The following is a 25,790-nucleotide window of genomic DNA, read 5'->3' as shown; positions in this document are numbered from 1 at the left end:
TGACAGGAGTTGAGTATGGAATTCAGTAATCCCTTCGATAATCCGCAGGGACAGTTTTACATCCTGCAAAATGCGCAGCGTCAATTCAGCCTTTGGCCAGCGGCGTGCGCGCTTCCCGCAGGCTGGGACGTGGTATGCGAACCGCAATCGCAGGACGCGTGCCAGCAGTGGCTTAATACGCGCTGGACAACACTGAATCCGGCCCATTATGCCGATAAGCAGGAGGCGAAATGACGCAGCGTTTACCGTTAGTCGCCGCTCAGCCGGGGATCTGGATGGCGGAAAAACTCTCTGATTTACCCTCCGCCTGGAGCGTGGCGCACTACGTGGAATTGAATGGCGAGCTGGATGCCCCCTTGCTGGCAAAAGCGGTAGCGGTAGGGATGCAACAGGCGGATACGCTACGGATGCGTTTTACCGAAGAGAACGGCGAGGTCTGGCAATGGATAGATCCTGAGCACACCTTCGGCGAGCCCCCGATTGCCGATTTACGCGACCAGCCCGATCCGCATCACGCGGCGCTGGCGTTAATGCAGGCGGATTTACGGCAAAACCTGCGCGCAGATAGCGGTAAGCCGCTGGCGTTTCACCAGTTAATCCGCATTGATGATACCCGCTGGTATTGGTATCAGCGCTATCACCATTTGCTGGTGGATGGCTTTAGCTTCCCGGCGATAACCCGCCAGATTGCGGCGATTTATCGCGCCTGGCAGAGCGACGCCCCTACGCCGGAGTCGCCTTTTACCCCCTTTGCGGATGTGGTCGAGGAATATCAGCGCTATCACCAGAGCGAGGCCTGGCAGCGTGACGGCGCCTTCTGGGCGCAGCAGCGCCGCGAGCTGCCGCCGCCGGCGTCAATGTCTGCCGCGCCGCTGCCGGGGCGGTCGGCGAGTGCGGGTATTCTGCGTATGAAATTGAGCGCGCCAGCGGGGGCGTTTCGCCAGCTGGCGGCGCACATGCCTGAGATACCGCGAGCGGATCTTGCCCTGGCGCTGGTGACGTTGTGGCTGGGACGATTATGCGGGCGAATGGATTATGCCGCTGGATTTATCTTTATGCGGCGGATGGGATCGGCGGCGTTAACGGCGACCGGGCCTGTCCTTAACGTGTTGCCGCTGGCGGTTAACCTTCATGCGACGGAAGATCTGCCAACGCTGGCGAAGCGTCTTGCGGCGCAGTTAAAGAAGATGCGCCGCCACCAGCGTTACGACGCCGAACAGATTGTACGCGATAGCGGGCGAGCCGCAGGGGATACGCCGCTATTTGGCCCAGTGCTCAACATAAAAGTGTTTGATTATCATCTGGATCTTCCTGGCATACAGGCGCAAACCCATACCCTGGCGACGGGGCCGGTTAACGATCTTGAACTGGCGCTTTTTCCGGATGAAAACGGCGGTCTGGATATTGAATTGCTGGCGAATGCACAGCGTTACGATGACGCCACGCTCTCCCGCCATGCCTTACGGTTGATGGCGCTTATCACACAGTTTGCGGATAACCCGGCGCTGCGCTGCGGCGATGCGCAAATGCTGCTGGCGGAAGAACAAACGCAATTAGCACACCTTAATAATACAGCGGTAACGATTCCCGCCGCCACGCTTAGCGATTTGGTGGCGCAGCAGGCGCAAAAAACGCCAGAGGCTGCCGCGTTGGCAGATGCGCATTATCACTTTACCTACCGTGAAATGCGCGAACAGGTTGTGGCGCTGGCATACGCGCTGCGGGAACGCGGCGTTCAGCCTGGCGATAGCGTGGCGGTGGCGTTGCCGCGGTCGGTTTTCCTGACCTTAGCGCTGCATGGCATTGTCGAGGCGGGCGCCGCCTGGCTGCCGCTGGATACCGGTTATCCTGACGATCGGCTGCGAATGATGCTGGAAGATGCGCAGCCGAAACTGTTAATTACGACTCAGGCGCAGCTGGCGCGCTTTCACGATATTCCGGGGATGGAATATTTGTGTTATAGCCAACCGCTACCGGTCAGTGACGCCACTCCGCTGGGGCTGTCGTTACCGCATCATACCGCTTACATCATTTTCACCTCTGGCTCGACGGGCAGGCCGAAAGGGGTGATGGTGGGACAAACGGCGATAGTCAACCGGCTGCTGTGGATGCAGGATCACTATCCGTTGACGGCGGATGATGTAGTAGCGCAAAAAACGCCGTGCAGTTTTGACGTCTCAGTATGGGAGTTTTTCTGGCCGTTTATCGCCGGGGCGAAACTGGTGATGGCTGAACCGGAAGCGCACCGCGATCCGCTCGCGATGCAGCGGTTCTTTGCGCAATACGGCGTCACGACCACCCATTTTGTGCCGTCGATGCTGGCGGCCTTTATTGCCTCGCTCACGCCAGCGTCGGCTGGTAAAAGCTGCGCTTCCTTAAAGCGGGTTTTCTGTAGCGGCGAGGCCCTGCCGACGGCGCTGTGCCGCGAATGGGAGACGTTAACCAACGCGCCGCTACACAATCTGTACGGGCCAACGGAGGCCGCGGTGGATGTGAGCTGGTATCCGGCCTGTGGCGATGAGCTGGCGGCTGTTGACGGCAACAGCATCCCGATTGGTTATCCCGTCTGGAATACCGGTTTACGTATTCTCGATGCGCATATGCAGCCGGTGCCGCCGGGCGTGGCTGGCGATCTCTATCTTACCGGTATCCAACTGGCGCAGGGCTATCTGGGGCGTCCGGATCTTACCGCCAGCCGTTTTATCGCCGATCCTTTTGCGCCAGGCGAACGGATGTACCGTACCGGAGATGTGGCGCGCTGGCTGGATTCCGGCGCGGTAGAATACCTGGGGCGCAGCGACGATCAGCTCAAAATTCGGGGTCAACGTATTGAACTGGGCGAGATTGACCGCGTCATGCAAACGCTGCCGGATGTTGAACAGGCGGTAGCACATGCCTGCGTCTTTAATCAGGCGGCGGCGACGGGCGGGGATGCCCGGCAACTGGTCGGCTATCTGGTGTCGCACTCCGGTTTGCCGCTGGATTTACCAGCGCTGCAGGAAAAATTACGCCAAAAACTTCCCGCGCATATGGTGCCGGTTGTGCTGTTGCAACTTGCCAGCTTGCCGCTTAGCGCTAATGGCAAGCTGGATCGTAAAGCCCTGCCGCTGCCGGACCTGACGCCGCGCGTGAAAGGGTGTGCGCCGCAGTCCGCAACGGAGATTGCTGTCGCCGCGGCGTTTTCCCGCCTGCTGGGCTGTGAGATTAACGATGTTGAAAGTGATTTCTTTGCGCTGGGCGGACACTCGCTGCTGGCGATGAAACTGGCCGCGCAGCTAAGCCAGACGTTTAATCGCCAGGTGACGCCGGGGCAGGTGATGGTGGCGTCTGACGTGGCGCAGTTGAGTAAGCTGCTCGATACTGACGATGACGAACGCTCGCGCAATCTGGGGTTCGGGCCGCTGTTGCCGCTGCGTGAAAGCGATGGTCCAACGTTATTTTGTTTCCATCCGGCGTCGGGGTTCGCCTGGCAATTTAGCGTATTATCACGCTATCTCAGCCCGTCGTGGTCGATTATGGGGATTCAGTCGCCGCGCCCCGCTGGCCCTATGCAAACCGCAACCACCCTTGATGAGGTATGTGAACATCATCTGGCGACTTTGCTCGCCCGGCAGCCGCATGGCCCTTATTATTTATTAGGCTATTCGCTGGGCGGGACGCTGGCGCAAGGGATCGCCGCCCGGTTGCGCGCACGCGGCGAAACCGTAGCGTTTTTGGGGTTACTGGACACCTGGCCGCCGGAAACGCAAAACTGGCGGGAAAAAGAGGCGAATGGCCTCAATCCGGACGTATTGGCGGAAATTGAACGTGAACGCGCAGCGTTTGTCGCCGCTCAGCAGGGAAATGCCTCCGAAGCCTTATTTACCGCCATTGAAGGCAATTATGCGGATGCCGTCCGTTTGCTGACGACGGCGCATAGCGTACCGTTTGATGGACATGCTACGCTCTTTGTGGCGGATAAAACGGTGCCGGAAGGCGTATCGCCTGAACAGAGCTGGTCGCCGTGGATAGCGTCTTTGGCTATTTATCACCAGCCGTGCGCGCATGTAGATATTATTTCTCCCTCCGCTTTTGAAACTATCGGGCCCATCATCAGCGAGCTCATTAATAAATAACGGGCGTTGTTTCTGCCTTTAAAAAATTAAATCCTGAAACCCATAATAATTACTAATTATTATGGGTTTTTTATTGTAACGATTAATTCTTTTAACATAAGTGATACATGCTACAGGCAAGTTTAATTCCGAATATTTAGCTTTTCGGGCACTGGCGCGCAAAGAGTGTTTCGGATAATTCTGACTTGCTGTTAGAATCTCTGACAGGAATGTGTTCTTTCATTGGATAAAGTTTTCAGGTCATACGGCATGCCATCTCTTAATGTAAAACAAGAAAAACATCAGTCACTTGCAGGTTACTCACTGCCGCCCGCCAACAGTCATGAAATCGATTTGTTTAGCCTTATAGAGGTGTTATGGCAGGCGAAACGTCGTATTCTTGCTACCGTTTTCGCCTTTGCGTGCGTGGGGTTACTTCTGTCCTTTTTGCTGCCGCAAAAATGGACCAGCCAGGCGATTGTCACACCGGCGGAGTCGGTACAGTGGCAGGGACTGGAGAGAACGTTGACCGCGCTGCGCGTGTTGGATATGGAGGTAAGCGTTGATCGGGCCAGCGTCTTTAATCTGTTTATTAAAAAGTTTAGCTCGCCCTCGCTGCTGGAAGAATATCTTCGTTCTTCTCCGTATGTCATGGATCAATTAAAAGGCGCGCAAATAGACGAGCAGGATCTTCACCGGGCGATTGTCGTGCTGAGCGAAAAAATGAAAGCAGTGGACAGTAATGCCGGCAAGAAAAATGAAACATCATTATTCACGTCGTGGACGTTGAGTTTTACCGCGCCGACGCGGGAAGAAGCGCAAAAAGTGCTGGCTGGCTATATTCAGTACATCTCTGATATCGTCGTGAAAGAGACGCTGGAAAATATTCGTAACCAGCTGGAAATCAAAACCCGCTATGAGCAGGAAAAGCTGGCGATGGATCGGGTGCGTCTCAAAAACCAGCTTGATGCCAATATTCAACGTCTCCATTATTCGCTGGAAATCGCCAACGCCGCCGGCATTAAGAGACCGGTTTACAGTAATGGTCAGGCGGTAAAAGATGATCCGGATTTTTCTATTTCTCTCGGCGCGGATGGTATTTCCCGCAAACTGGAAATTGAAAAAGGGGTAACGGACGTGGCCGAGATCGACGGTGATTTGCGTAACCGTCAATACCATGTTGAACAACTGGCGGCAATGAATGTGAGCGACGTGAAGTTTACCCCGTTTAAATATCAACTGTCGCCGTCTCTGCCAGTGAAAAAAGATGGCCCGGGTAAAGCGATCATTATTATTCTGGCGGCGTTGATTGGCGGTATGATGGCCTGCGGCGGCGTATTACTGCGTCACGCGATGGTCTCGCGTAAAATGGAAAACGCGCTGGCGATAGATGAACGGTTAGTCTGATTTATATGAAAAGCCGGATAGCGATTATCCGGCTTTTTCATCTGTGTGAACGACTATCGCCGCCCCAGCGGTACCACCAGCGGCGTCCCGGCAACCGGATCGTCGATAATCATACAGCGCAGCCCATAGATTTTTTCGATAAGCTCTGCGGTAACAATCTCTTTCGGCGCGCCCTGCGCGACAATGTTACCTTCGCGTAATGCAATCAAATGCGTGGCGTATCGGCAGGCTTGATTCAGGTCGTGCAGGACGGCGGCGAGCGTATAACCTTTTTCGCGGTTGAGATCGCTTAACAATTCCAGCAAATCAATTTGATGGCTAATATCCAGCCACGTTGTCGGCTCATCCAGCAGCATGATGGACGTTTCCTGCGCCAGCACCATGGCTATCCACGCCCGCTGGCGTTGGCCGCCGGACAGAGTATCTACGCTTTGCGTCGCCAGTGAGGTGATACCTGTTGCACGCATGGCACTGGCGACGGCGTCGGCATCTTCCTTGCGCCAGCGGGTAAATAACGGCTGGTGCGGATAACGCCCTCTGGCGACCAGCTCTTGTACGGTGATATCGCCCGGCGTAGTGGCGTTTTGCGCCAGCAATCCGATGCGCCGCGCCACCTCTTTACTGGCGTAACGCTGTATTTGTTCGCCATCCAGCCAGACATGGCCGTCAACAGGCGTCATCAGACGGCTTAGCGTGCGTAGCAACGTTGACTTGCCGCAGCCGTTAGGGCCGATGATGGCGGTAAAATGGCCGTCCGGAATCGAAACATTAAGGTTTTTTGCGACGGTATAGCTGCCATAACCCAGCGTTAACTGGTCGCCGCGCAAACGGGCTACGGATTCGGTCATTTTTTGCGGGACTCCTGAATTAACAAGACGATAAGGTAAATACCGCCGAGGCTGACGGTGACCACGCCTACTGGAAGCTGATAAGGCATAAACAGTTGCTGCGCGCACGCATCGGCGGCCAGTAGTAACAACGCGCCGCACAGCGCCGACTGGGTTAATCCCCAGCGCGCTGTGCCGCTAAGACGGCGGGCGATGTGCGGCGCGACAAGGGCAATAAACGAGATGGGGCCAGCCAGTGCCGTTGCCGCAGCGGTGAGCGACACCGCCACCAGCATCAGCATCAGGCGTGACCGCTCCACGCTAACACCCAGCGCGCAGGCGCTGTCATCGCCCATCTCCAGCAGCCGCATACGACGCACCAGTAGCGCGGCGCCTGTCAGCATCACAATAATCAGCGGCGCCGAAGGCCAGGTTTTTGCCCATGTCAGACCGTTGAGCGACCCGGCGTTCCATAAGCCGGCGGTGAGCGCCGTTTCCAGCGACGCCTGCAACAGAAGCCAGGTATTAAAGGCGACTAACATCGCGCGGATGCCGATACCGATGATAATCAGCCGGAAAGTTTCAATCCCGTTACGCCAGGCGAGCAGCCAGACAAGCAATGACGTGACGATACCGCCCGCCATTGCCGCCAGCGCGATCGCGGTAAGATGCTGGCCAAACAGGACCATTGCGACCAGTACGCCGCTCCAGGCGCCGGTATTAAAGCCCATCACATCAGGGCTGCCTAGCGGGTTACGCATCAGCGACTGAAAAATCGCGCCACTGACGCCAAGCGCAGCGCCAATCAGCAACGCCATTAATACGCGCGGTAGTCGCCATTCGGTTACGACAAGGGTGATGTTACGCGGCGCGTCGCCCAACAGCGCGGCAATAATCTGCCCGGTCTCAAGAGGCACGGCGCCGCTTTGCAGGCTCCATAAACCAATGGCGAAGCAGCCAGCCGCCAGAAGCAGGCAGCTTACGATAAGCCGACGAGAAAGAAACATCACAGGCCGCCTCCGTTCGATTTACGGCGTACCAGAAAAATAAGTACCGGCGCGCCGATAAATGCACTGACAACCGATACGCGGAGTTCGCCCGGCACCAACAGACGACCAATAATATCGGCAAAAAGCAGCAGAGCAGGGGTTGCCAGTAGCGTCACTGGCAGCGACCAGCGGTGGTCTGCGCCCACCAGCCAACGCGCCATATGCGGCATCATCAGACCAATAAAGGCGATAGGGCCAACCAGCGCCGTTGCGCTGCCGCACAAGACGGTAATCGCCAGTAAACCGATAAGTTGGGTGCGCGCCACTTTACTCCCCAGCGCCGTCGCGGTATCGCTGCCGAGGCTCAGGCTGTTCAGCGCTCGGCTCAGAAATAGCGCCACGATCCCAGCGATAACCACGGGCGCAAGCGCGACTTTCAACGTTTGCAGGCTGCGAATGTCCAGCGATCCCGCCTGCCAGAAGCGAAGCTGGTCATAGACCTCTGGATTTAACAGCGCGATGCCGCTGGTCAGCCCTTCCAGTACCGCGCCAAGCGCCACGCCCGCCAGTGTCAGGCGGACCGGGCTTAACTGGCCGCCGCCCTGACTACCGGTGAAGGCGACAATCAGCGATGCGATAAGCGCGCCGCTAAATGCCATGAAAAGCTGTTCCAGCGGCGTGGAGAAACCAAACAGCGCCGCGCCCAGTACAATGGCGAAGCTGGCGCCGTTGTTAACGCCCAGAATCCCCGGGTCGGCGAGCGGGTTGCGAGTAAGTGTTTGCATGAGCGCCCCGGCGAGACCCAACGCGCCGCCTGCCAGTAATCCGGCCAGCGTACGCGGCAAACGCGCATCCAGGACGATGGTGCAATCGGCGCTTTGGCATACGCCGGTGAACGCCTCCAGCACGGCGGCGGCGGGCAGCGGTTTCGCGCCAATGACCAGGCTTAAAACCGCGGCGAGACTCAGTAATAACAACAATCCGGGCACGGCAAACGCGCGCGTCACGGAAAATGAGCATGACATAGTAACTTCCCTGATAATGATAGTAATTATCGTTATCTATCTTATTTGGTTATGTTAGCATGTGCAGCCATTGAATGGATATTTAAAAAAACTCGCATTAAGGCGTTGTAATGAATCGACAATCCTGGCTGCTCAATCTCAGCCTGTTGAAGACGCACCCTGCATTTCGCGCAGTATTTCTGGCCCGTTTTATCTCTATTGTCTCGCTGGGGCTGCTTGGCGTGGCGGTTCCGGTACAGATCCAAATGATGACGCACTCCACCTGGCAGGTAGGGCTGTCGGTAACGTTAACCGGCGGCGCCATGTTTATTGGCTTAATGGTGGGCGGCGTACTGGCCGATCGCTACGAACGTAAAAAGGTGATTCTGCTGGCGCGCGGTACTTGCGGTATTGGCTTTATTGGCCTGTGCGTGAACGCGCTGCTGCCGGAACCATCATTGCTGGCGATATATCTCCTTGGCCTGTGGGACGGCTTTTTCGCGTCTCTGGGCGTGACCGCGTTACTGGCGGCGACGCCAGCGCTGGTCGGAAGAGAAAATCTGATGCAGGCCGGCGCGATTACCATGCTGACGGTACGTCTGGGATCGGTTATTTCGCCGATGTTGGGGGGCATATTGCTTGCCAGCGGCGGTGTAGCCTGGAACTATGGGCTGGCGGCCGCCGGGACGTTTATTACGCTATTGCCGTTACTGACGCTGCCGCGACTGCCTGTCCCTCCGCAGCCGCGGGAAAATCCATTTATCGCGTTACTGGCGGCATTTCGTTTTTTGCTCGCCAGTCCGCTTATCGGCGGTATTGCGCTGCTTGGCGGCCTGGTGACGATGGCAAGCGCGGTACGCGTCCTCTATCCGGCGCTGGCGATGAGCTGGCAGATGTCGGCGGCGCAAATCGGTTTGCTGTATGCGGCAATTCCGCTGGGGGCGGCCATTGGCGCGCTGACCAGCGGACAACTGGCGCATAGCGTTCGTCCGGGGCTCATTATGCTGGTTTCGACAGTGGGTTCTTTTCTGGCGGTGGGGCTGTTCGCCATCATGCCGGTCTGGATCGCAGGTGTTATCTGTCTGGCACTGTTTGGCTGGCTTAGCGCCATCAGTTCGTTATTACAATATACCCTGCTGCAAACCCAGACGCCGGAAAATATGCTGGGGAGAATGAACGGCCTGTGGACTGCGCAAAACGTCACGGGAGACGCTATCGGCGCGGCGCTGTTAGGCGGTCTTGGCGCAATGATGACGCCGGTCGCTTCCGCAAGCGTGAGTGGATTCGGGCTGGTGATTATCGGTTTGCTGCTGTTGTTAGTGCTGGGCGAGCTACGTCGTTTTCGCCAGACGCCGCCGGTTAGCGATGCTGGCTGATAAAGAGGCGTTTATCCGACTGACCAAATCGTTCTGGTCAGTCGGATAAGACTCCGATAAGGCTAAAACAGGGCGGCCAGCCGGTTAAGCAGCAACGTTGCGCTGTAATAATCCAGACGGAACGTCTCCGTGCCCAGGGCATAGACGCGCTTATTTTGCACCGCTGGCAGGTGCGCCAGCAGCGGATTGGCGTAAAGGGCCGCGACATCTTTGTTGTCGCCGGCAAACAGGAAAAGAGATTGGCCGTTTAACCCAGCGGCCAGATTTTCACCGCCAAGCTGAATGATATCGTGGCGCTTACCCTGGCTTTTGCTGGTTTGCAGCCCTCGGGGCAATGTCGCCAGCGTAAAGCCTAACTGCGTCAATAGCTTGCCTTGTGCTGATTCTGGCGTCCACAAATTGGCGCTATGCGCGGCAGGGGTATACACCAGCGCGCTAACCGGTTGCGGCGGCAGGGCGATTCGCTGTTTAACCGTCGTCAGTTGCGCCTCAAATTCCGCTATTCGCGCGGCGGCCTGTTTCTCCTGGCCGGTGATCTCGCCAAGCTGCGTGAGCAAACTCTGCCAGCTTTTATCGTCATAATTGATGACGAGCGTCGGCGCGATAGCGGAGAGCTGATCGTAAAGCGCCAGCGCGGAGTCGCCGCCGGTGGCGCTAATCAAAATGAGATCCGGCATTTGCGCGGCGACCGTTTCGGCATTCGGTTCGCCGATATACAGCCGGGCGACATGGCGAGCCTTTGCTACGTCGCTCCACTGGCGCATAAACCCTTGATCGTCGGCAAAGCGGTTATTCGGCGTAGTGGCCCCGCTGGCGACGACGGGCGCATCAATCGCCAGCAGCGAGCCTGTTAACGTCACGCTGGTAGAGACGATACGCGCGGGCTTGTGGTCCAGAGTATGAACGCCGCGGCTGTCCTGGATTTGCCGGGGCCAACCGGCGTCCTGGGCTAAGGATATTCCTGAAATTGATAAACCAACCACTAAAAGCAGCCAACGATAAAAGGCGGGGAGTCTCACAATAGCGTCCTGTTATTAATAAAGTTAATGCTTCTCATTTTCATGTCAGCAGCAGCGAGATGCAAGCCTTAGTGCTATTTAACTCATGACCAGAGTTGACAGAGCGACGTTTTACTCTTAGGTTAGCGCACTAAAAATAGAAATAATAATCATTATTATACACAAAATCATTCAAGAAGCATCGCAACGGCAAGGGAAGAAATCCCCGCGAGCATAGATAACTGTGTGACCGGGGTTTCTGAGCGCAGCCAACAAAGAGGCAGCTTGAAAGATGAAGTGTATATAAGCCTTTATCATTGGAGGATGATATGGATATGTCACTGGCCGAGGACGCTCAGGAGACAATGGCAACGCTTGCTCCCGATCGCTTTTTCTTCATGTCGCCGTATCGCAGTTTTACCACTTCCGGGTGCTTCGCCCGTTATACCGAGCCTGCGGTTGCCGGAGATTCGCCGGATAGCCCTTTCCAGCAGAAATTGCGCCAGCAGTTTGCCGAGGCCAAATCGCAGGGCATCGCCAACCCTATCCTGGTGGGGGCGATCCCCTTTGATACCCGTCAGCCGTCGTCGCTATTTATCCCGATGGCGTGGCAGTCCTTTTCCCGCCAGCAAAAGCAGCGCACGGCGCGTTATTTTACTGACCATCAGCCACTGACGGTGACGGCGCGAAAGGCGATTCCGGAGCAGGATGCTTTTGAAGCAATGGTCGCACGCGCGGCTATGCTGACCGCCACGCCAGACGTCGATAAAGTGGTGCTTTCCCGGCTAATAGATATCACCACTGATGTGGCGGTGGATAGCGGAGCATTGCTGGAGCGGCTGGTTGCGCAGAATCCAGTTAGTTACAACTTCCATGTGCCACTGGCGGATGGCGGCGTTCTGCTGGGCGCCAGCCCCGAATTGTTGCTACGCAAAGAGGGCGAGCGGTTTAGTTCGCTGCCGTTAGCAGGCTCGGCACGCCGACAGCCGGATGACGTTCTGGATCGCGAGGCGGGAAACCGACTGCTGGCTTCACAAAAAGATCGCCATGAACATGAGCTGGTGACGCAGGCGATGAAGCAGATCCTGCGCGATCGCAGCACGGAACTGCAATTACCTTCCTCTCCGCAGTTGATCACCACGCCGACGCTATGGCATCTCGGTACGCCGTTTGAGGGCAAGGCCAACGCCGGAGAAAACGCGCTGACGCTGGCCTGTCTGCTGCATCCGACCCCTGCGTTAAGCGGTTTCCCCCATCAGGTCGCGAAAAAGCTGATTGCTGAACTGGAACCGTTCGATCGTGAACTGTTTGGCGGCATTGTCGGCTGGTGCGACGCCGAAGGAAACGGCGAGTGGGTAGTGACGATTCGTTGTGCGAAATTGCAAGGTAATCAGGTGCGCCTGTTCGCCGGCGCCGGGATTGTCCCTGCCTCTTCGCCAGTCGGCGAGTGGCGGGAAACCGGCGTCAAGCTCTCTACGATGTTGAACGTTTTTGGACTGCATTAAGGAACGATGATGCGTATACCTTTCACCCGTTGGCCGGATGAATTTGCCCGCCGTTATCGTGAAAAAGGCTACTGGCAAGACGTGCCGTTGACCGATATTCTGACCCGCCACGCTGATAGCGATAAGACGGCGGTCATTGAAGGCGAGCGCGCATTCAGCTATCGCCAGCTCAACCAGGCCGCGGATAATCTGGCCTGCTATTTACGCTGTCAGGGCATCAAACCTGGCGAAACCGCTTTGGTGCAACTGGGGAATGTACCGGAACTGTATATCACCTTTTTCGCCCTGTTGAAGCTTGGCGTAGCGCCCGTTCTGGCGCTGTTTAGCCATCAACGTACCGAACTTAACGCCTATGCGATGCAGATCGCGCCGACGCTGGTGATTGCCGATCGCCAACATACGCTGTTCGCCGGGGAGGACTTTCTCAACACGTTTGTGGCTGAACACCGCTCTGTGCGGATGGTGTTATTGCGTAACGACGACGGCGATCACAGCCTGGACGCGGCGATGCGGCAGGCGGCGGAAGATTTCACCGCCACGCCATCACCTGCTGACGAAGTGGCCTACTTTCAGCTTTCCGGCGGTACTACCGGCACGCCAAAGCTTATTCCCCGTACCCATAACGACTATTACTACAGCGTGCGCCGCAGCAATGAGATTTGCGGTTTCAACGAGGAGACGCGTTTTCTGTGCGCGATTCCCGCCGCGCATAACTACGCCATGAGTTCGCCGGGCGCGCTGGGCGTTTTTCTCGCCAAAGGAACGGTAGTGCTGGCGACTGATCCCAGCGCCACGCTCTGTTTCCCGCTGATCGAAAAACACCAGATTAATGCCACGGCGCTGGTGCCGCCCGCGGTCAGTCTATGGCTACAGGCTATCCAGGAGTGGGGCGGCAATGCGCCGCTGGCGTCATTAAGGTTATTGCAGGTTGGCGGCGCGCGGCTTTCTGCGACGCTGGCCGCCCGTATTCCGGCTGAAATTGGCTGTCAGTTGCAGCAGGTCTTCGGTATGGCGGAAGGGTTAGTGAACTATACCCGGCTGGACGATAGCCCGGAACGGATTATCAATACCCAGGGAAGACCCATGTGTCCGGACGACGAAGTGTGGGTGGCGGATGCCGACGGGAATCCACTGCCGCCGGGCGAGATTGGTCGTCTGATGACGCGCGGCCCCTATACTTTTCGCGGCTATTTCAACAGTCCGCAACACAATGCCAGCGCCTTTGACGCCAACGGTTTTTACTGCTCCGGCGATCTGATCTCCATTGATCAAGACGGCTACATCACCGTTCACGGGCGTGAAAAAGATCAGATCAATCGGGGCGGCGAGAAGATAGCCGCCGAAGAGATAGAAAACCTGTTACTGCGCCACCCGGCGGTGATCCATGCGGCGCTGGTCAGCATGGAAGATGAACTGCTGGGGGAAAAAAGTTGCGCATATCTGGTGGTAAAAGAGCCGCTGCGAGCGGTACAGGTACGCCGTTTCCTGCGAGAGCAGGGCGTGGCGGAATTTAAATTACCGGATCGCGTGGAGTGCGTTGCGTCACTGCCACTGACGCCGGTTGGTAAAGTCGATAAAAAACAATTACGCCAGCGGTTGGCGTCACGTTCACCGCTCTGAAGGAGAAAGAGAGATGGCCATTCCGAAACTACAGTCTTACGCGCTGCCCACCGCACTGGATATCCCGACCAACAAAGTGAACTGGGCATTTGAGCCGGAGCGCGCGGCGCTGCTCATCCACGATATGCAGGATTACTTTGTCAGCTTTTGGGGCCGCAACTGCCCAATGATGGACCAGGTGATTGCCAATATCGCCGCTCTGCGCCAGTACTGTAAGGAACATCATATCCCGGTCTATTACACCGCTCAGCCGAAAGAGCAAAGCGATGAAGATCGCGCGTTACTCAATGATATGTGGGGACCGGGACTGACGCGCTCTCCGGAACAGCAGAAGGTGGTAGAAGCCTTAACGCCGGATGAGGCGGATACGGTGCTGGTGAAGTGGCGTTATAGCGCGTTTCACCGCTCGCCGCTGGAACAGATGTTAAAAGATACCGGACGCAATCAGCTCATCATTACCGGCGTGTATGCGCATATTGGCTGTATGACCACCGCTACCGATGCGTTTATGCGCGACATTAAGCCGTTTATGGTGGCGGATGCGCTGGCGGATTTCAGCCGGGAAGAGCATCTGATGGCGCTGAACTATGTGGCGGGGCGTTCAGGTCGCGTCGTCATGACTGAATCGCTGCTGCCGACACCGGTTCCTGCCAGTAAAGCGGCGCTGCGGGCGTTGATTCTGCCGTTGCTGGATGAGACTGACGAGCCGCTGGATGATGAAAACCTGATTGATTATGGCCTGGATTCAGTACGCATGATGGGGCTGGCGGCGCGCTGGCGTAAAGTACACGGCGATATCGACTTCGTGATGCTGGCGAAAAATCCGACCATTGACGCCTGGTGGGCGCTGCTTTCTCGCGGGGTAGAGTAATGGCCAGCTTTGATTTTTCAGACAAAACGGTATGGGTGACCGGGGCGGGGAAAGGGATCGGTTACGCGACGGCGCTGGCGTTTGTTGACGCCGGGGCGCGGGTGTTCGGCTTCGATCGTGAATTTACGCAAGAGAATTATCCCTTTGCTACCGAAGTCATGGATGTGGCGGATGCCGCACAGGTTGCGCAGGTGTGTCAGCGTGTGTTGCAAAAAACGCCACGGCTGGATGTGCTGGTCAACGCCGCCGGTATTTTGCGTATGGGAGCGACCGATGCGCTTAGCGTCGACGACTGGCAGCAGACATTTGCGGTCAATGTGGGCGGGGCATTTAACCTGTTTTCGCAGACGATGACGCAGTTTCGCCGTCAGCAGGGAGGGGCGATTGTTACCGTAGCCTCAGATGCGGCGCATACGCCACGTATCGGTATGAGCGCCTACGGCGCCTCTAAAGCGGCGCTGAAAAGCCTGGCGCTAACCGTAGGGCTGGAGCTGGCGGGCTGCGGGGTGCGCTGTAATGTGGTGTCGCCCGGTTCGACTGACACCGATATGCAGCGCACTTTATGGGTGAGTGAAGATGCCGAACAGCAGCGTATCCGCGGTTTCGGCGAACAGTTTAAGCTCGGTATTCCGCTCGGTAAAATCGCCCGTCCGCAGGAGATAGCCAATACCATTTTGTTTCTTGCCTCCGATCTGGCCAGCCACATTACCTTGCAGGATATCGTGGTGGACGGTGGTTCAACATTGGGAGTCTGACGATGATCTGGAAACGGCATTTAACGCTGGATGAATTGAACGCTACCAGTCAGAACACGCTGGTGGCGCATCTGGGCATTGTTTACACCCGTCTGGGCGATGACGTGCTGGAGGCGGAAATGCCCGTCGATGCCCGCACTCATCAACCGTTTGGTCTGCTACACGGCGGCGCATCGGCAGCGCTGGCGGAGACGTTAGGATCAATGGCGGGTTATCTGATGACCCGCGACGGGCAGTGCGTGGTCGGGACCGAGTTAAACGCCACTCACCACCGCGCCGTCTCGCAGGGGAAAGTACGCGGCGTTTGCCTGCCGCTGCATCTGGGGCGGCAGAATCAAAGCTGGGAAATTACGCTCTTTGACGAGCAGGGGAGGCGCTGCTGCACCTGTCGCCTGGGAACGGCGGTAATGGGATAGTTCTGGCAAAGTAAAATGCAATTGCAGCGTCAACGAAGAAAGGAAGTGATCTGGTTAACACTGTAATGTAAAAAATGGGTAACGATACGGTTTTATCATGTTGTTGTGTTGTTAATTACGGTAAAGGTGTTATAGAAACAAAATGTAACATCTCTCTGGAACACCCAAACGGACAACAACTATGAATAAATCAGGGAAATACCTCGTCTGGACAGCGCTCTCAGTATTGGGTGCGTTTGCCCTGGGCTATATTGCGTTAAATCGTGGGGAACAGATCAACGCGCTATGGATCGTGGTGGCGTCGGTCTGTGTCTATCTTATTGCGTATCGTTTTTATGGGCTCTATATCGCCAAAAAAGTGCTGGCGGTTGACCCAACGCGTATGACGCCCGCGGTACGTCATAATGATGGTCTGGATTATGTCCCGACCGATAAAAAAGTGCTGTTCGGTCACCATTTTGCGGCCATTGCTGGCGCAGGTCCGCTGGTCGGGCCGGTACTGGCCGCGCAGATGGGCTATCTGCCGGGGATGATCTGGCTGCTGGCGGGCGTTGTGCTGGCGGGAGCGGTGCAGGACTTTATGGTGCTGTTCGTCTCGACCCGGCGCGATGGGCGTTCGCTTGGCGAGCTGGTTAAAGAGGAGATGGGCGCGACGGCCGGGGTGATCGCGCTGGTGGCCTGCTTTATGATCATGGTGATCATTCTGGCCGTCCTGGCGATGATCGTGGTGAAAGCGCTGACCCATAGCCCGTGGGGAACGTACACTGTCGCGTTCACCATTCCACTGGCGATTTTTATGGGCATCTACCTGCGTTATCTGCGTCCGGGGCGCATCGGCGAGGTGTCGGTCATTGGGCTGGTATTTCTTATTTTCGCTATTATTTCCGGCGGATGGGTGGCGGCAAGCCCAACCTGGGCGCCGTACTTTGATTTTACTGGCGTGCAGCTTACCTGGATGCTGGTGGGTTATGGTTTTGTCGCGGCGGTACTGCCGGTCTGGCTGCTGCTCGCGCCGCGTGATTACCTCTCTACCTTCCTGAAAATTGGTACGATTGTCGGTCTGGCGGTTGGGATTCTGATCATGCGTCCAACGCTGACTATGCCAGCGCTGACCAAATTTGTTGATGGTACAGGGCCGGTCTGGACAGGCGACCTGTTCCCGTTCCTGTTTATCACCATCGCCTGCGGCGCGGTATCCGGTTTCCATGCGCTCATCTCCTCCGGCACGACGCCGAAGATGTTGGCCAACGAAGGCCAGGCCTGCTTTATCGGCTACGGCGGGATGTTAATGGAATCTTTCGTCGCCATTATGGCGCTGGTCTCGGCCTGTATTATCGATCCGGGCGTTTACTTTGCGATGAATAGCCCGATGGCGGTACTGGCGCCAGCGGGGACTGCGGATGTCGTTGCTTCTGCTGCGCAGGTGGTCAGCAGTTGGGGTTTCGCTATCACGCCGGATACGTTACACCAGATTGCCAATGAAGTCGGCGAACAATCCATTATCTCCCGCGCAGGCGGTGCGCCAACTCTGGCGGTAGGGATGGCCTACATTTTACATGGCGCGTTGGGCGGCATGATGGATGTGGCGTTCTGGTATCACTTTGCCATTCTGTTTGAAGCGCTGTTTATTCTGACGGCGGTGGATGCGGGTACCCGTGCGGCGCGCTTTATGTTGCAGGATTTGTTGGGCGTAGTGTCGCCAGGGCTGAAACGTACCGATTCGCTGCCAGCGAACCTGCTTGCTACGGCATTGTGCGTGCTGGCGTGGGGGTATTTCCTCCATCAGGGCGTGGTCGATCCGTTGGGCGGTATTAACACCCTGTGGCCGCTGTTTGGCATCGCTAACCAGATGCTGGCGGGGATGGCGCTGATGCTTTGCGCCGTGGTACTGTTCAAAATGAAGCGTCAGCGTTATGCGTGGGTCGCGCTGGTGCCAACGGCCTGGCTGCTGATTTGTACGCTGACGGCGGGCTGGCAGAAAGCGTTTAGTCCGGATGCGAAAATCGGCTTCCTGGCCATTGCCAATAAGTTCCAGGCGATGATCGACAGCGGCAATATTCCGCCGCAGTACACCGAATCGCAGCTCGCGCAGTTGGTATTCAATAACCGTCTGGATGCCGGGCTAACCATCTTCTTTATGGTGGTGGTCGTGGTGCTGGCGATCTTCTCTATTAAGACGGCGCTGGCCGCTCTGAAGATTGATAAACCGACGGCGAATGAAACGCCGTATGAGCCGATGCCGGAAAATGTGGATGAGATCGTGACGCAGGCGAAAGGCGCGCACTAATCTTTTTACATCAATAGCCCTCTCCAGAATAAGGAGAGGGCATTTGAATGACAGGTGACAACGATGTTCGATACGCTTTCGAAAGCCGGAAAATATCTGGGACAGGCCGCAAAAATGATGATTGGCGTGCCAGACTACGACAACTATGTGGAACATATGCGCATAACGCATCCGGATCAGACGCCGATGACCTATGAAGAATTTTTCCGCGAGCGGCAGGATGCGCGCTATGGTGGAAAAGGCGGCGCGCGTTGCTGCTGAGTGTTGCCAGGCCTGATAAGCGCAACGTCACCAGGCTATATTCTGAAAAATTCAACTTTTTCAAACGCCGCACGCAGGGTGTCAGGCGTTAACGTCACCGGTAAATAGTGGATGGATTCGACCGGGCGCAGGGTATGTGCGATTACCCTATCGATCTCGGCGGTGTTATGAATATCCACGTCCAGTTCGCTAAGCTTGGCCGGCAGATGAAATCGCCGGTACGCTGTAATCAATTGCGCCAGCACGTCATCTTGTCCCAGTAGCGCGCTTTGCACCAGAATGCCATAAGCCACTTTCGTTCCGTGCAGGAATTTTTCCGTTTGCGGCAGGACGGTCAGACCGTTGTGTACCGCATGGGCGGCGGCGACACGGGTATAGCGTTCCCCGAGGCCGCCGACCATACCGCCGCCAGCGATAATCGCATCCACCACGTCGCAAAATGCCTGGGTCAGCCGACGCTGCTGTTTATCCGCTAATGCTTGTTCGCTGCTGGTCAGCAGGAGATCGCGAATAGCGCACGCGCTGTTAATGCCCAGTCTTACGGTCAAAGGCAACGTTTCAGGCTGCGGCGCAAGCACAACGGCTTCATACCATTTTGCCAGCGTATCGCCAATGCCAGCTAACAGATAGTCATCGGGCGCCTGCAGAATAATGCGCGGTTCGACCAGCACCAGAAAATTGGCATCATCAAAAATTTCGAACTGTAACGCCTGTCCCGCGTCGTTATACCAGACGGAAAGCGGTGTCCAGGCGGCGCAGGTCGCCGCGATGGTCGGGATAGCGACAAACGGCAGCGCCAGACGGCGGGCGAGCGCTTTGGCGGTATCGAGCAGCGCGCCGCCGCCGACGCCTATCACCACCTGACGATCGTCGTTGCAGGCGTGCGCCAGTTGGGCAACATGGCGTTCGCTACAATGGCCGGTAAACTGCAGATGTTTTGCGCCAGCACGTTCAAACGCTTCCGGCAGGTAAGGACGGGCGGCGGCAATCGCGCGTTCGCCGTACACCCAAACGGCGTGGGAAAGCTGTTCCGGCGTGAAAAAGTCTGTCAGTCTTCCGAGGCTTCCGGCATGGGAAAAATAATTCGCCGGGCCAGTAACGACGCGGATTTCAGTGTGGTTCATGTTGTGTTGTCCTTAGGGTCTTCTCACCGTTGTTATTATATTTAGACATCTAAACGTCTTGATTGCCAAATACTAACACCCTGTGATAGTGTGTCAACAACCACATCACTGGCGGGTATGAAGATAATGAGAAATAACCCACTGATTCCAAAAAGCAAATTGCCCAATCTTGGTACCACGATTTTTACGCAAATGAGCGCGCTGGCGCAGAAACATCAGGCAATAAATTTATCGCAAGGCTTCCCTGATTTTGATGGTCCTCGTTATTTGCACGAGCGGTTGGCTTATCATGTCGCGCAGGGCGCGAATCAATATGCGCCGATGACGGGCGCGCAGGCGCTGAGGGAGGCCATAGCCGATAAAACGGCGGAAATATATGGTTATCGACCCGATGACGTCAGTGATATCACCGTCACGGCGGGCGCGACAGAAGCGCTGTATGCGGCGATTACCGCGCTGGTGCGGGCAGGGGATGAGGTTATCTGTTTCGATCCCAGTTATGACAGCTATGCCCCGGCCGTGGCGCTTTCCGGCGGAGTGTTAAAACGCATAGCGCTCACGCCGCCGCATTTTCGCGTCGACTGGCAGGCGTTTTCGGCGTTGCTTAGCGAGCGCACGCGGCTGGTGATCCTCAATACGCCGCATAATCCCACCGCTACCGTCTGGCGTCAGGCGGATATCGAGGCGCTGTGGCAGGCTATCGGCGAGCGGGAAATTTATGTGTTAAGCGATGAAGTGTACGAACATATTTGTTTTGCCGTCGAAGGTCATGCCAGCGTATTGGCGCACCTTCAGTTACGAGAGCGGGCGGTTGCCGTTTCATCGTTTGGTAAAACCTTTCATATGACAGGATGGAAGATTGGTTACTGCGTTGCGCCTGCGGCCATTAGCGCCGAAATACGCAAAGTTCACCAGTACCTGACGTTTTGCGTCAATACGCCGGCGCAACTGGCGCTGGCGGATATGCTGCGCGCCGCGCCGGAACACTATCGCGCGTTACCCGATTTTTACCGGAAAAAACGCGATGTGCTGGTTAACGCGCTGGCGCAAAGCCGATTAAAAGTGCTGCCCTGTGAAGGTACCTATTTTCTTTTAATCGATTACAGCGCAGTGTCGACGCTAAATGACGTGGAGTTTTGTCAGTGGCTAACCGAAGAAGTCGGCGTCGCCGCTATTCCGCTCTCTGTCTTTTGCGCCGCCCCTTTCCCGCATCAGCTTATACGTTTATGTTTCGCTAAACAGGAATCAACGCTGCTGGCCGCCGCAGAGCGCCTGTGTAAACTGTAGTTATTTAACCGTCCACGCTCTGGAGAATCGACGGTCTGCAAAAAGCTCCTGCAGGCCGTTGATCTGTTTCAGGCGCAGGACTTCATCGGCGTCCATACCTAACTCCTGGCCGATTTTGCTTTCGTCCCAGCCTAGCAGAGAAAGTTCGCGCACGATTTCTGACATGGCGTGGATCTGGTGGCGTCCGCGCGCGCGGTTATGCCGAATGGTTGCCGCCATGCGTTCGTGACGTTCTCTGTCCAGACACGTTATCGGCAGGTAGCCTTTCAGACGCCTTTTCAGGACCGTTTTTCCTTTGCCCAGCTCATGACGGTGAAAACCGTCCACAATCTCGTACTCCTCCGCATCGGCCTTTACCACCACTATCGGCTGAGTAAACCCATCTTGTTCAATCGATTTAAGCAGCAGTTTTTTCTCCGGCGGCGCAACGTTATTCGGGTTGTAGTCATTAGGCGAAATATGATCGTTTTTCACCCACAGGACACAATCGACAGGCTCATCGCGAAAAGGACTAACGTTATGTATCGCCATTCTAAATTCATTAATGGCGGCGATTCTCTCTTCTTCAGGCAGTTCAGAGAGAAAGTGAGTTATTTCGGTTGTGAGTCGGTGTTGCATAAGATCCCCCATTCCTGGCGTTTAGCTTTCATACGTTCGTTATAACGCTGGTAATTCTTAGGTTTTGTCGGACTGAATGACAGCGCCCGGCACCAGTAATCATTGTTCAGTAAAACTTTGCAGATCCGTCGCCACGACGGAATATCGCGCGATCCGATATCGCCCTGCTGCGTCTGTGGGATGGTGTTCATGCCTTTTTTCTTATACCACTGCAAATAAACGGCGATTTTATTACGGTAATGTTCGGCAGTGACTTCAGGCATACTGTGTAGCAGGAGCAGCGCGTACTCTTCCCAGTTAAGGTGATCGGGTTTTAAAATTTTCCGGTGGCCATAAAAATGGTTGTCTTGTCCAGCGTAAATACCTCCGCTGAGCACGCCGCTGACTCTGGCGCACATGGCCGCCCAGCGCTCAGGTTCGATAACATGATACAGCCATAACCCCTGTCGTTGTTCCGGGCCGAACGGTTCGCAAATACGCATGTAACGGGGCGGTACGCCAGCCTGATACATCAAATTATACAAAGGGTTACATGGTTTACCTGTTTTGGCGAACCAGGTCCAGATATCTGCGGTTTTCCAGTCATAGATGGGGTAGATATACCAGGTGTGACCCTTAGGGGCTAACGTGGTCCAGGGCTTGTCGTCGGCAAAGCGCAGCTTATGCGAGTTAGCGATAGCGGCAAATCGGTTATAGGATTCGTCGGAACGAATACCGACCAGCATAGCGGCAGGACGCTTTTCTGAAAACCAGTCGGCAAAATCGCGAACGAACTGTTCAAAGGTCATGCCGTGTTGATAAAAGGAAAAAAAGGCCGGATCGGTAATCGCATCTTCTGGCGGTTGTCGTACCCAGTCGGCACCCGGCTGCCAACACTGCCACTCCGGCTGGTATTGTGAAAGGGAATTTTGTGTGGTTAAGGGTAATGCGACCCAATAAAAACGCTCGATAACGTCCGCGTAGTATTCACGTAATGATTCAATATAGGCGATGGTACAGGAGAATTGCGCTTCCCAGTCAATGAAGAGAACGTGGATCTTTTTATTCATTTTGCGCGCCAACGTTGCCGTCAGGTGCAGCATAAGTCCTGAATCTTTACCACCGGAAAATGAGACGCAGACCCGGGGTAAGGTTTCCAGGGTCCACATTATACGCTCTTGAGCCGCTTCCAGAACATTTTGCTCAAGCGGAACTTTATAAACCGACATCTCTGGATAGTCTCCGATGTGTTAACTACAGTATATTCGAAATAATTAACATAAAGGATAAGCAGATTAGATGAACTTGCAATGCTTTATTATATTTACTAAATAAATGCATTCTATAAATATATAGATTGAATTTATGTTAATGCCCGTTACCTGACCTTTTTATTCATGCTTTTTTGTAATGTACTCAATGAGCTCAGTAAATCCGCTATTATTCATCGAAGCTCTATTATACATAAGATAGAGTTGTACAGGAGCAATGGTAAAAGGTATGGAGACTTTTTTAAGTTTGATAGTGGATGAGTAATAGTCAACAAGTGATTGTGGTAAAAAACCAATAAGCTCCGTGGCGCTGATGGCGTTGGCGATGGTTATCAGCGATTTGCTTCTGAAACCAATTATTCTTTCCCCCAGCATATCATGGATAACTGAATGATGCTCTTTTATATCGTTTTTCCGGGCGACGAATTGCGTAAATGACTCTTGTAGAATTTCGTCGATAGTTGCGGTTTCACCTAGCCGGGGATGGTTTTCACTGCAAGCCAGGATACATTCCACCTTATTAAAGTGAGTACAAACAATAGAACGATTATTGAGTGGGGCCATTGAAACCACAATATCTGCTTTGCGGTAGGCAAGAAGATCTTCAGGCTGTTCGTCAGTGGTCAAAATGTCGTGATGTTCAATTTCAACCTGTGAATCTTTGCGAATATATTCAACTAATTTCATCACATATTGGGTGATCAACAGCTGTGGGCTATAGATAATAAACTTTTTCTTCAGACTGGACTGATTCATTATATTAATAGTTTGTTCCAGACTGTTAAGGTTATTTTCTAAATGATAATGTAAATTAATGCCTGTTACGGTAGGCGTAATTCCTTTACCTGAACGAATAAATAAAGGGTCATTGAATTGCGTGCGCAGGCGTTGCAATGACTGGCTTACGGCAGAAGGTGTAATATAGAGAGTTTCTGCCGCTTTGCTAATGCTTAAATGTTGATAAATACATTCAAATATAACCAACAAGTTAAGATCAAATTTTTTAAGGTCGTAAAGATTAGCCATAGTATCTTCCAGGCATAATCATGGTATCTTCCATGATTATGACTTAATCTCAATAATTTACCAGAATTATGTTTATTAAACTTAATGTAGAGTTTATTTAAACTAAAATACCACAGTTATGAATATTTTAGCGAGTAAATAATCACAGTAAAGACGAACATAACTTACACTTTTATAATCACGCCGTTAGTCTAAAAAAGCTGTGCTGGATGATATGCTGGTCTGGCGTCGCGTTAATGCCAGGAGGAGGTTGGCCCGACAAACGCAGCGCTATCGGGCGTGGTACGGTTAAGCTTCTGCCTTGCTAATTTCTGCGTTAAGGCTGCCCCATCATGGCGTCCAGTTGCGCTTTTTCCGGTAAACCCACAACCTGTTGCAACGTCTTATCTTTATTCATGTAATAAATTGCTGGCGTCGCGTTAGCGCCAAGATCGTCCATTAACTGCTGATTCTGATTAATGACTTTCATCTGCGCCGGGGGGATGGACGCCGGAACCTCCAGCTTCATCTTTCCTGCGGAGGCTTCATAGTCATGCCATGTTTTCGCCGGGTCTTTCGCGCCTAAAATCGCTGCGGCTGTGGCCGGGCTTTCCGGTTTAATCACGCCGACCAGTAACGTACGTAATTGTACCTTGCCGGATTCGACCCACGGGCGAGCTTGCTGCCAAAACTGCTTACAATAGGGGCAGAAAGGGTCGGCGAAGACATACAGCACCACCGGCGCGTCTTTTTTACCGTCGAGTATCCATGACGCCTTTTCCATTTTCTGCCACATTTCTCGTCCGGCCGGCGCATAGATCTCTTTTTCTATCAGGGCGTTGCTAAGATTTTCACCTTTTTCATTATACATATAGCCGGAAATCGCGTGTTTGCCGTCCGGCGTCAGGTAAATCGTGACGCCCATATCCTGATACTTTCCGAGATAGCCCTTCATGCCCCCCGGCGCCTCGAAGGATTTCAGGATTGTTATGCCCTGTTTTTCAATGGCTTTAACCGGCGCAGGCAGTTCTTCCGCGTGGGCGAGAATGGGCAGCATAGCAAGCAGCAATGTACGTTTAATCATATTTTTTCCTTTTAAGATCAAAGCGAAAAGAGTATTAATGATGATGCCTATCACAGACATAGGTAAGAGCTGGCGTGCCGGGATTGCCCTTTCTATGCTGGGGTGATGTAATCCTTTTCGCTGTTACAGCCTTTGTTAAGGTAATGTAGAGCGCAACACTTAGCCAGCATATACGCTATGGATTTCGAGTTGCAGACAATACGTCTGTAATTTGCAAGACGAGTCGTACTGGCTCTGAAGTTACCTACGGGTAGTTCAGGTAATGGGGCCGCCTGTCAGGCGGCCTTTTTACTTTAGATGGCTGACAGGGCGCAGTGTTCACAATGTCGCCCGAATCGGGTTGTTAGTTAACGCTTATTGATTTGATAATGGAAACGCATTAGCCGAATCAGCAAAATTTCGTTAACTTACTCCTCAACGAAAACACGGAGGAAGTATAGATGTCCTTAATTAACACCAAAATCAAACCTTTCAAAAACCAGGCGTTCAAAAACGGTGAATTCATTGAAGTCACCGAGAAAGATACCGAAGGCCGCTGGAGCGTCTTCTTCTTCTACCCGGCCGATTTTACCTTTGTTTGCCCGACTGAACTGGGTGACGTTGCCGACCATTACGAAGAACTGCAGAAGCTGGGCGTAGACGTTTATTCCGTCTCAACCGATACTCACTTCACGCACAAAGCATGGCACAGCAGCTCTGAAACTATCGCAAAAATCAAATATGCGATGATCGGCGACCCGACTGGCGCCCTGACCCGTAACTTCGACAACATGCGTGAAGATGAAGGTCTGGCAGACCGTGCGACCTTTGTTGTTGACCCGCAGGGTATCATCCAGGCGATCGAAGTTACCGCTGAAGGTATCGGCCGTGACGCGTCTGACCTGTTGCGTAAAATTAAAGCAGCACAGTATGTTGCCGCTCACCCAGGCGAAGTATGCCCGGCGAAATGGAAAGAAGGTGAAGCGACTCTGGCTCCATCTTTAGACCTGGTCGGTAAAATTTAAATTTCCGT

22 protein-coding genes are annotated in these 25,790 nt (G+C 54.4%); 13 read left to right on the top strand and 9 right to left on the bottom strand.

Annotated elements, in window-relative coordinates:
- Positions 1 to 15: 15 nt before the first annotated feature.
- The 3 genes from ACLJRE_RS15045 to wzz(fepE) all read left to right on the top strand — a co-directional run bounded on the left by ACLJRE_RS15045 (position 16) and on the right by wzz(fepE) (position 5,501).
- Positions 16 to 234, top strand: a complete 219-nt coding sequence (locus ACLJRE_RS15045) for an MbtH family protein (RefSeq protein WP_000396006.1) — start codon at positions 16 to 18, stop codon at positions 232 to 234.
- Positions 231 to 4,115 carry an enterobactin non-ribosomal peptide synthetase EntF gene (entF, locus tag ACLJRE_RS15040; protein ID WP_023212921.1) on the top strand — a complete coding sequence of 1,295 codons (3,885 nt, stop codon included), beginning with the start codon at positions 231 to 233 and terminating at the stop codon, positions 4,113 to 4,115. Before ACLJRE_RS15045 ends, entF begins: the two co-directional genes overlap by 4 nt.
- A gap of 249 nt (positions 4,116 to 4,364) precedes the next feature.
- A complete protein-coding gene (wzz(fepE), locus tag ACLJRE_RS15035) occupies positions 4,365 to 5,501 on the top strand; it encodes an LPS O-antigen length regulator Wzz(fepE) (protein ID WP_001139570.1) in 1,137 nt (378 codons plus the stop codon).
- Between the two features lie 53 nt (positions 5,502 to 5,554).
- On the opposite strand, the gene fepC is transcribed toward wzz(fepE), so the two are convergent.
- Genes fepC through fepD form a run of 3 tightly spaced genes read right to left on the bottom strand, consistent with a single transcriptional unit; the run spans position 5,555 to position 8,342 of the window.
- Entirely contained in the window at positions 5,555 to 6,349 is a 795-nt protein-coding gene (fepC, locus tag ACLJRE_RS15030; protein WP_000140622.1) for an iron-enterobactin ABC transporter ATP-binding protein, read from the bottom strand.
- A complete protein-coding gene (gene fepG / locus ACLJRE_RS15025; RefSeq protein WP_000480068.1) occupies positions 6,346 to 7,335 on the bottom strand; it encodes an iron-enterobactin ABC transporter permease in 990 nt (329 codons plus the stop codon). Before fepG ends, fepC begins: the two co-directional genes overlap by 4 nt.
- Positions 7,335 to 8,342, bottom strand: a complete 1,008-nt coding sequence (fepD, locus tag ACLJRE_RS15020; RefSeq protein WP_001277869.1) for a Fe(3+)-siderophore ABC transporter permease — start codon at positions 8,340 to 8,342, stop codon at positions 7,335 to 7,337. Before fepD ends, fepG begins: the two co-directional genes overlap by 1 nt.
- 110 nt (positions 8,343 to 8,452) lie before the next feature.
- On the opposite strand from fepD, the gene entS reads away from it, so the two are divergent.
- Positions 8,453 to 9,697 carry an enterobactin transporter EntS gene (gene entS / locus ACLJRE_RS15015; RefSeq protein WP_001081661.1) on the top strand — a complete coding sequence of 415 codons (1,245 nt, stop codon included), beginning with the start codon at positions 8,453 to 8,455 and terminating at the stop codon, positions 9,695 to 9,697.
- Positions 9,698 to 9,759: 62 nt separating this feature from the next.
- Here entS and fepB read toward each other — a convergent pair whose 3' ends face one another.
- On the bottom strand, positions 9,760 to 10,716 hold the full coding sequence (gene fepB, locus ACLJRE_RS15010) for a Fe2+-enterobactin ABC transporter substrate-binding protein (RefSeq protein ID WP_001238994.1): 957 nt from the start codon (positions 10,714 to 10,716) through the stop codon (positions 9,760 to 9,762).
- Positions 10,717 to 11,024: 308 nt separating this feature from the next.
- On the opposite strand from fepB, the gene entC reads away from it, so the two are divergent.
- The 7 genes from entC to ACLJRE_RS14975 all read left to right on the top strand — a co-directional run bounded on the left by entC (position 11,025) and on the right by ACLJRE_RS14975 (position 18,410).
- Positions 11,025 to 12,200: an isochorismate synthase EntC gene (gene entC, locus ACLJRE_RS15005; protein WP_000367597.1), complete on the top strand. Its 1,176-nt coding sequence runs from the start codon at positions 11,025 to 11,027 to the stop codon at positions 12,198 to 12,200.
- A gap of 9 nt (positions 12,201 to 12,209) precedes the next feature.
- The gene (gene entE, locus ACLJRE_RS15000; protein ID WP_023212924.1) at positions 12,210 to 13,820 is read left to right on the top strand and encodes a (2,3-dihydroxybenzoyl)adenylate synthase EntE; all 1,611 of its coding nucleotides are present in this window, start codon (positions 12,210 to 12,212) and stop codon (positions 13,818 to 13,820) included.
- Positions 13,821 to 13,833: 13 nt separating this feature from the next.
- Complete coding sequence (locus tag ACLJRE_RS14995; RefSeq protein ID WP_001007166.1) at positions 13,834 to 14,691, top strand: isochorismatase; 858 nt, start codon at positions 13,834 to 13,836, stop codon at positions 14,689 to 14,691.
- Entirely contained in the window at positions 14,691 to 15,446 is a 756-nt protein-coding gene (gene entA / locus ACLJRE_RS14990; protein WP_000135723.1) for a 2,3-dihydro-2,3-dihydroxybenzoate dehydrogenase EntA, read from the top strand. Before ACLJRE_RS14995 ends, entA begins: the two co-directional genes overlap by 1 nt.
- A gap of 2 nt (positions 15,447 to 15,448) precedes the next feature.
- Positions 15,449 to 15,862 (top strand): proofreading thioesterase EntH, encoded by a 414-nt coding sequence (entH, locus tag ACLJRE_RS14985; RefSeq protein ID WP_000637966.1) that lies wholly within the window; start codon positions 15,449 to 15,451, stop codon positions 15,860 to 15,862.
- A gap of 181 nt (positions 15,863 to 16,043) precedes the next feature.
- Positions 16,044 to 18,149 carry a pyruvate/proton symporter CstA gene (cstA, locus tag ACLJRE_RS14980; protein ID WP_001043107.1) on the top strand — a complete coding sequence of 702 codons (2,106 nt, stop codon included), beginning with the start codon at positions 16,044 to 16,046 and terminating at the stop codon, positions 18,147 to 18,149.
- Positions 18,150 to 18,212: 63 nt separating this feature from the next.
- Complete coding sequence (locus ACLJRE_RS14975) at positions 18,213 to 18,410, top strand: YbdD/YjiX family protein (protein ID WP_000460619.1); 198 nt, start codon at positions 18,213 to 18,215, stop codon at positions 18,408 to 18,410.
- A gap of 35 nt (positions 18,411 to 18,445) precedes the next feature.
- Here the strand turns inward: ACLJRE_RS14975 and ACLJRE_RS14970 are convergent, their stop codons facing one another.
- Positions 18,446 to 19,534, bottom strand: coding sequence for an oxidoreductase (locus ACLJRE_RS14970; RefSeq protein WP_001016872.1), 1,089 nt, complete (start codon positions 19,532 to 19,534; stop codon positions 18,446 to 18,448).
- A gap of 126 nt (positions 19,535 to 19,660) precedes the next feature.
- Between ACLJRE_RS14970 and ACLJRE_RS14965 the strand changes: the two genes are divergently transcribed.
- Complete coding sequence (locus ACLJRE_RS14965; RefSeq protein WP_001245594.1) at positions 19,661 to 20,821, top strand: pyridoxal phosphate-dependent aminotransferase; 1,161 nt, start codon at positions 19,661 to 19,663, stop codon at positions 20,819 to 20,821.
- On the opposite strand, the gene ACLJRE_RS14960 is transcribed toward ACLJRE_RS14965, so the two are convergent.
- The 4 genes from ACLJRE_RS14960 to dsbG all read right to left on the bottom strand — a co-directional run bounded on the left by ACLJRE_RS14960 (position 20,822) and on the right by dsbG (position 24,778).
- Positions 20,822 to 21,439, bottom strand: coding sequence for an IbrB-like domain-containing protein (locus tag ACLJRE_RS14960; RefSeq protein ID WP_001164754.1), 618 nt, complete (start codon positions 21,437 to 21,439; stop codon positions 20,822 to 20,824).
- Positions 21,412 to 22,647 (bottom strand): phosphoadenosine phosphosulfate reductase, encoded by a 1,236-nt coding sequence (locus ACLJRE_RS14955; RefSeq protein ID WP_000118134.1) that lies wholly within the window; start codon positions 22,645 to 22,647, stop codon positions 21,412 to 21,414. Before ACLJRE_RS14955 ends, ACLJRE_RS14960 begins: the two co-directional genes overlap by 28 nt.
- Before the next feature lie 162 nt (positions 22,648 to 22,809).
- Positions 22,810 to 23,715, bottom strand: coding sequence for a DNA-binding transcriptional repressor CitR (gene citR / locus ACLJRE_RS14950; RefSeq protein WP_000002494.1), 906 nt, complete (start codon positions 23,713 to 23,715; stop codon positions 22,810 to 22,812).
- A 316-nt stretch (positions 23,716 to 24,031) separates the two neighbouring features.
- On the bottom strand, positions 24,032 to 24,778 hold the full coding sequence (gene dsbG / locus ACLJRE_RS14945) for a thiol:disulfide interchange protein DsbG (protein WP_000597129.1): 747 nt from the start codon (positions 24,776 to 24,778) through the stop codon (positions 24,032 to 24,034).
- Between the two features lie 440 nt (positions 24,779 to 25,218).
- Between dsbG and ahpC the strand changes: the two genes are divergently transcribed.
- On the top strand, positions 25,219 to 25,782 hold the full coding sequence (ahpC, locus tag ACLJRE_RS14940; protein ID WP_000052802.1) for an alkyl hydroperoxide reductase subunit C: 564 nt from the start codon (positions 25,219 to 25,221) through the stop codon (positions 25,780 to 25,782).
- Positions 25,783 to 25,790 lie beyond the last annotated feature (8 nt).

This window comes from Salmonella sp. SAL04157, assembly GCF_046551635.1.
In the GTDB taxonomy this organism is placed as follows: Bacteria; Pseudomonadota; Gammaproteobacteria; order Enterobacterales; family Enterobacteriaceae; genus Salmonella; species Salmonella enterica.
This window is presented reverse-complemented; position numbering and strand designations above follow the sequence as displayed.